Here is a 7,682-nt window from a genome sequence, read left to right on the forward strand (position 1 = left end):
CCATGGTGCCCAGTAAGACTAAACATGACCTAGTGGGGGTTTTGGAATCCGGCGATCGCTCCTCGGCCCTATTCCGCTGGAATGGCATGACCCAACGCATTCAAATCGGTGAGGCGATCGGTAGTAGCGGCTGGCAATTGGCAGCGGTAAATAGTCAGCAAGCAATTCTGTCCCGGCAAGGAAAAACAAGATATCTAGAGGTAGGACAAAGCTTTTAGTTTGCCCTAATTTATTTGGACCTTTGGCGATCGCCGAGAAAGAGTCAGGGTCTTGATTGATCTCCAGTGATGGGAGAAAAAAACAAGGTATCTTGGAGTAGGAAAAAGCTTTTATGGCACCTAGTAGATTTTTGGGAAGATTGTAGCGATGGGCTTGTTTGACGATGTCGGCCGTTTTTTAGAAGACCGTCTGGAAGAGTTTTTGCAAAACAACCCCCATCTGGAGTTGGAAGCTCTGTTAGAACAGTTGAGGGAACAGGAAGCCGACGCCCGTCGTTTACTGACAGACCTACAGCGCAAAAAACAGGACCAGGAAACCCAAATTCTCAACCTAGCCCAGGATATTCAGGCTTGGCATAGCCGCATTCAACAGGCTAAGGCCGCTGGGCGAGAAGATTTGGCCCAAGGAGCCCAGGAAAGGGAAGCCACCTTACTGCGTCAGGGCAATCAAGTGTGGGGGCAACGGGCGGGGACAGAAAAACGGATCAGCCAAGCTCAAAGTTTGATAGAGGAAATTCAGCAACGACAAAAGGAAGTACAGCAAAAAGCCAAACAAATGGCGGCTGAGCAAAAAGCATCTGAGGCCCAAAGGCGGGCTACGGACACCATGGGCTGGAATCAAGGCAATACCGGGGAAACCTATCATCGGGAGTTGGATCCCTTGGAGGCGGAATTCAAAAAGTGGGAATTGGAAACGGAATTGGAGCGCCTGAGACGCAACTCCACTAGATAGCTTCTGTGTCTCTGGAACTGGCCAGGGCAGATGTGACTAGGCAAATTAAGTTAGCTAATAGTCAAAATATTGGCAGTTAGAGATGGTTAGAGATGAAAATATACGGTGTAGCCAGTTTTGCTGGAGATGAAATATTGGGGCAACATCAAGGATTTGTTGGGCAAAAACTTTGCTGACTGCTTTGATTCCGAATCCAGGTCAATGAATCATGCCCCAATGGATATCCGTTGGTCATGGCTTAATTGCTCCCGTCCCTGGCCGTGTCAACGCTGGCATCTTGTCACTAAAATTGAAGCTGAGGCCTAGAGCTTTCCCCGCTATTTTTGATTAAATTTGCTCAGTCTTGCGGCGGTGTCCACCGTAGATTAAGCAAAACTTCACAGGTCAAATAATTTTTTCCTTGCTAGTAATTGTACTAACTTCACACCGATGGCTGTTATGTTATCCTGCCTTACCCAGCAACAAGAACTTTTGCAATCCCTCGCTGACCGGGTTGGGCAACCAGCAGCCCAGGATGACCTTTATTTTTGCTTAGCCGGTCAATTCACCTGGGTGGAAGATTGGTACGACACGGCGATCGCCGGCGAAGTTCTGATTTTGGATGCGGCGGAAAAGGAGCAACTGGCCAGGGTTTTACAGCAATGGGAACAGTTTACAGGCGACGTTATTCTCATCACTGGCCTGACTGAAGAACCCGATCCCCAAACTTTTCTGGCCCAATTGGCCCAAGGAAAGCAACAACGCTGTGGAGAGAGACATTTCCATTGGGTTGTGCTGGTTCCCCCCACCATAGAAGAAGCCTTCCGTGGCCTACAGACTTTCTTGGACGGCAAAAGCCATTGGTTTGATCTACGGCTGGGGGCAGGGGATCTGGAGCAATGCACCGATGAACTCTGGCAGTGTGTTTGGTCAGAACCGGCACCATTGACCCTGGAGAAACGCCGGGAAATGTTAGTCAATTTACCCCATTGGTTGGGGGAGATCGTTGACCAAAAGCATAACCTCGAACTAGAGCCGATTAGCCTCCTCCAAGCCAAATTATCCTTGTTACAGGGTTTGGCCCGGGAAAGCCAAGGAGAAATGGGCAGAAAACAGGCCCAGTGCCACTATCGGGAAAGTTTGGATGTCTGGGAACTGCTGGGGGATACGGAGCCAATTATTTGGCTGAGCCTACGGTTGGGCTATCTCTCCCTACTCCAAGCCTACGGAGAAAAAAGCCGTGCCCATCAACTTTGGCAACAAACCCGTAATTATGCCCAAACGGCGATCGCCGCCCTAGAAAATCAGCAATGGCACTTTGTCCATGGAGAAACCCTCAACTTGGTGGGGGAACTTCTACGGGGACTAGAAGACTGGGAGCAACTGCGACAAGCCGCCGAAAACAGCCTGATTTTTTTCTATCAACTTTCCCCCTTTGCTGCCACGGACACCACCCCAGATCGCAATCAGGAAAAGCCTTGGACGGAATTGGAATTACAGGGGTTAATTTCCCTGGCTCATGGTTACCTTTGTGAAGCCCTGGTGGAGCAATGGAAATTTGACGAAGCTAAGGAAGCTCTCAAAAGGGCCTTTGAAACCCGTTCTAAGGAAGTTGAAGATCGGGATTATCGTCCCTGCTTGGCAAATTTGCATTACCTTGCCGGTCGGGTGCAATTGGCCAATGACCAGATTAAAGAAGCTTTGATGACCCTGCGCCAGGCCCAAACCCTGGTGTCCTTTGACGATAATCCCCGTCTATACCTAGCCATTCTGGTGGAATTACGGGAATGCTATTTACAATTGGAAGATTGGCTGGCAGCCTTGGCCATTGACCAGGAATATCAAACCAGGGAATACCGTTTAGGTCAGCGAGCCTTCATTGGTCCCAGGCCCCTTCCCTGTTGGCCAGAACAACGTATTTATCGCCATCCCCTAGCACCGGAAAAAATTCTGGGGGGCAGTACGGAGGGTTTGTCTGCCGTGCAATCCCCAAAGACAGTTTCCCTCGCCTGGCATGACCTGCAAAGGGTTTGGGAACAAAAGCCGATGCCAGTGTTGGTCCTAACAGGGGAGCCCGGGGGAGGCAAAACTTCTTGGTTAGCGGGGGAAGTGTTGCAACAAATGTCCCCAGACCGGGTGTTTTTAGTAGAGTTTACTCCGCGCTGGGCGGAAAAGTTATGGGTTCACCTGGGGGAACGCTTTAGTCTGCCTGCCTTGGGGCAAGCTACAGCCCCGGAGTTAGCCTCTGCCCTAGAAGCCCTACCAATATTGGACTTGCTGTTGATATTAGACGGGGAAAACGGCTCCCTACCCTGGCAACAAAGTCCTTCCTTGCGCCAACAGGAATTGGCTCTGGTACTGTGGCAATGGTTGTTAACCACTGGCCCGTCCCAAGGTGTCCGTCTGTTAATCTCTTTACCCCCCACGGCGATCGCCGACTTTTATGGGGAGCTAAAGGGACAATTGGAGGAAGAACAGTCCCTGCCCCCACTGCAATACCAGGCCATCCCCCCCCTCACCCTAGGGCAAGCGGAAAGTTGGTTGGCCCAGGCCATGGCCCAATGTCGCCACCCTTGGCCCCCTAGTTTGCAGTCCCAATTTTTGGGGGATTTAGCGATGGAGGGTGGTTGGGAAGAGGGGCCCTGGCTCCATCCCATTGATTTGCAACTGTTGGGAACCGTCTTGGAACAACAACAAGTTACTAAGTCAGCGAATTACCAGGGTAAAAAGTTAGATGAATGGTTGACCTTTGCCGTCCAAACCTATTTGGCTTTTCTGCCCCCCCATCTACTTAAAAAAGCCCTGCAATTACTCAAAAGCCTGGCCGATGGACAGCAAGGTCTTTGCCTCAAAACCGAACATGAGTTACTAACTGCGCTCTATTCTGTCCCTGAATCAGAGGGGGATAATCCACCGGAGTTTGCCCAAGAAGACATTCAGCAATTGCATTTATTGCTGGCTCTATTGCTCCGGGGCAGATTAGTTATCGTGATTTACCAAGCCACGGTGCCCTATTACCGTCTCAGTACGCCCCATTTAGCCCATGCCCTCCAAGAGAAAAGTGCCGCTATCTCCACTCCCGCCGTCATTAGCGCTGGTCGCCGGGGCAGTAAAGCCAATCCCAATTTAATGGCCCCATCCTCTGGCGATCGCCAACAGGGAAACGAAGATTTAATTGCAGAGTTGGAAGCAGGCTCCAGTGTGGAGGAACAGGCCGCGGCCCAGAAGTTGAAGGCAGCTCAATTGCAATACCAAAAATTACTGGCTGGTATCAATCTGGAAAAGCAATGCCAGTTTATTCTCAAACAATTTGTCTCCTATCCCCTGGAGGCCTTGCTGGCGGCAGTTAAAACCGGGCAGGAACTACAAAAACTAGTCACAGCGGAAACTCCTCTGGTGCAATATCCTAGCCTGGCCCCCTGGCTTTCTCTCCACAGCATTTTGGCTCAAATCAATGAATGTAACCGTTGCCAACACGATGGGCCAGTCACCGGTCTGCGGATCAGTCCTCCCATGGACAACACTCCCCCCCTATTGCTCACAGCCACCAGCAACGGTATTGCCTATCTTTGGTCTTTCCACGGTGAACTGATTAACATTTTGCGGGGACACCAAGGGGCCATCACGGCAGTGGACTGGAGTGCCGATGGTCAATATTTTGCCACCGCCTCCGCCGATCACACCGTTAAGCTCTGGCAACGCCATGGGGAAGAAGTCGCCACCCTCCAGGGCCACGAAGACTGGGTAAGGAGTGTGCATTTTAGTCCCCATCATCAGTTTGTAATGACCAGTGGCCAGGATAATACTGTACGCATTTGGAATTTTGCCGGGGAACAACTCACCCTCTGCCAGGGCCACACCGACTGGGTCCGCAATGCTGAATTCAACTGCCATGGACAAATTTTACTGTCTGCCTCGCGGGACGGCACTGCCCGGTTATGGGATCTAGAAGGTCGGGAAATTGGCCTTTGCCAGGGGCATACCAGTTGGGTACGCAACGCCCAATTTAGCCCTGATGGCCAATGGATTGTCACCTGTTCCGCCGATGGCACTGCCCGGCTATGGGATCTGAGCAGTCAATGCTTTGCTGTTTTAAAGGGGCACCAAAACTGGGTCAACAATGCCCTCTGGAGTCCCGATGGCCAGTACATCATCACGTCTTCCAATGACGGTACTGCTAGGCTTTGGAGTCGCCATGGTAAATGCTTGGGCACGCTCCGGGGTCAAGACCACAATATCCACGCGGCCCGTTTTAGTCCGGACGGCCAAAGAATTGTCACCTGTTCCACCGATGGCAGCGCCCGACTTTGGACGAAGGAAGGCAATTTGCTCACCGTTTTACAGGCCCATCAGAAGGAAATTTACGACGCTGATTTTAGCGCCGATGGTCGTTTTATTTTCACTGTCTCCGCTGACCAAACGGCCCGTCAATGGGACATTGCCCCGAAAAATACCATCACTCTCACCGGCCACAGCCACTGGGTACGCAATGCCCATTTCAACCCCAAAGGCGATCGCCTGTTGACTGTTTCCAGGGATAAAACAGCTCGTCTCTGGACCATGGAAGGAAAATGCATTGCCGTGTTAGCGGATCACCAAGGCTGGGTGCGAGAAGGGCAATTTAGCCCGGACGGCCAATGGATTGTAACGGGGTCGGCGGACAAAACTGCTCAAATTTGGAATGTGTTGGGCAAAAAATTGACCACCCTGCGGGGGCACCAGGATGCGGTCTTGAATGTGCGCTTCAGCTCCGATAGTCAGTATATCGTCACTGCTAGCAAAGACGGCACCGCTCGGGTTTGGAATAATACTGGCCGGGAATTGGCGGTACTGAGACACTACGAAAAGACTATTTTTGCGGCGGAGTTTAGCGCCGATGGCCAATTTATCGTCACAGCCTCGGATGATAATACAGCCGGCATCTGGGAAATTGTTGGCCGGGAGGTGGGCGTATGCCGGGGCCATGAAGGACCAGTGTATTTTGCCCAATTTAGCACTGACAGCCGTTATATACTGACAGCCTCCGTGGATAACACCGCCCGGATTTGGGATTTCCTCGGTCGTCCCTTGTTGACCTTAGCTGGCCATCAAAGCATTGTTTACCAGGCCCAATTTAGCCCCGAGGGGGACTTGATTGCCACCGTATCTGCCGACCACACCGCTAGACTTTGGGACCGTAGCGGCAAAACAGTAGCGGTGCTATATGGCCATCAGGGTTTAGTGGGTACTGTGGATTGGAGCCCCGACGGACAAATGCTTGTCACCGCTTCCAACGATGGCACCGCTAGGCTTTGGGACCGTTCTGGAAGGGAATTGGTCACCCTGGAAGGCCATGGTAATTGGGTGCGGTCAGCGGAATTTAGCCCTGATGGCCACTGGGTTTTAACTTCTTCGGCCGACGGTACTGCCAAGCTTTGGCCTGTGAAAACGTTACCCCAGCTTTTGGACCAGGGTCGACAATGGCTGAAAAACTACCTCACCCATAATGCGTTGGTGTCCCCAGTTGATCGCCCCGGCTCCAAGGCAACCTAATTTTTGCGCCGCTGAGTAGAAACTCCGCATCGGGCCCTGGCTCTCCCTATTCTTAGTTCAGAGTTCAGGTGATGGCAAAACCCCGCCCCTTGAACAGATTTTGGCCAGGGGAGTATGATTTTGTAGTTCATTGCCAATAGCCATGATTACTGTGCCACCACCATCGTTTGCCGCAGCTAAAGTCTATCTGGTGGGGGCTGGTCTGGGGCCCGTGGCCTATCTCACTCAAAGGGCGATCGCCGTGTTGGGTAGGGCGGAGGTAGTAATTTATGACGCGTTGGTGTCCCAGGAGCTATTCGATCTGCTGCCACCGGATTGTGAACGGATTTTTGTTGGCAAACGGGCAGGGAAACCCAGCACTCCCCAGGCAAAAATCAATCAACTATTGCTAGACCATTACCGCCTGGGTAAACGGGTGGTGCGGCTGAAAAGCGGTGACCCCTGGATTTTTGGTCGCCTTCTACCGGAACTGGCAACCCTGGTGGCCCACCATTGTGCCTATGAAGTGATACCGGGGGTTTCTTCGGCGATCGCCAGTGCAGGACTAGCAGGGATTCCCCTCACAGCCAAAGACACCGGCACGGGTTTTTTTGTCATGGACGGCCATGATCCCCATGGTTGGCCTTGGCCTGCCCTGGCCCAATTGCCCACTTTAGTGATTCTAATGGGGACTAAAAATTTGCCGTTGGTGGTGGATAAGTTACTCCAGGCGGGTAAATCCCCTGGCACCCCCATGGCGGTAATTAAAAATGCCGGCAGACCGGAACAGCAAACCTGGGGGGGAACCCTAGCTGATATGGTGGAAAAAACCCAAGGACAGTCCCTGGCCCCAGCGGTAATTGTCATTGGGGATGTTGTTGATCAAAGGATTGTCCCTGCCTTGACCCCCCTGCCCCTGGCCCAAAAAACTATTCTGGTTACCCGGGCCGCCGACCAAGCGAGCCAGTTTACCGAACTTTTGCAACAGCAAGGTGCCAATGTATTAGCTATGGCCGCCCTGGAAATTGTTCCCCCCACCGACTGGCAACCCCTCGACCAGGCGATCGCCAAGTTGGGGGACTTTGACTGGCTAATTCTAACTTCGGCCAATGGGGTAGAGTTTTTCTTCCAAAGATTGCAACACCATGGTTGGGACAGTAGGGCTCTGGCGGGGTTAAAGTTAGCCGTAGTGGGCCAAACAACCGACCAAAGCCTAGAGAAATTTGGCATCAAACCGGACT

The 7,682-nt window shown here is 52.1% G+C and carries 3 protein-coding genes and 1 pseudogene; all 4 read left to right on the top strand.

All coding sequences use genetic code 11. From position 1 onward, the window contains the following. Positions 1–218 (top strand): annotated as a pseudogene (locus IQ219_RS13760) (hypothetical protein); the annotation flags it as partial. A gap of 148 nt (positions 219–366) precedes the next feature. Then, entirely contained in the window at positions 367–951 is a 585-nt protein-coding gene (locus IQ219_RS13765) for a TIGR04376 family protein (RefSeq protein ID WP_190596806.1), read from the top strand. Between the two features lie 429 nt (positions 952–1,380). After that, positions 1,381–6,462, top strand: coding sequence for a PD40 domain-containing protein (locus tag IQ219_RS13770; protein WP_194072986.1), 5,082 nt, complete (start codon positions 1,381–1,383; stop codon positions 6,460–6,462). A gap of 142 nt (positions 6,463–6,604) precedes the next feature. After that, a partial coding sequence (gene cobA, locus IQ219_RS13775) for a uroporphyrinogen-III C-methyltransferase (protein WP_194072987.1) occupies positions 6,605–7,682 on the top strand: 1,078 nt, incomplete at its 3' end.

The organism is Synechocystis sp. LEGE 06083 (assembly GCF_015207725.1).
GTDB classification, from domain to species: Bacteria; Cyanobacteriota; Cyanobacteriia; order Cyanobacteriales; family Microcystaceae; genus Synechocystis; species Synechocystis salina.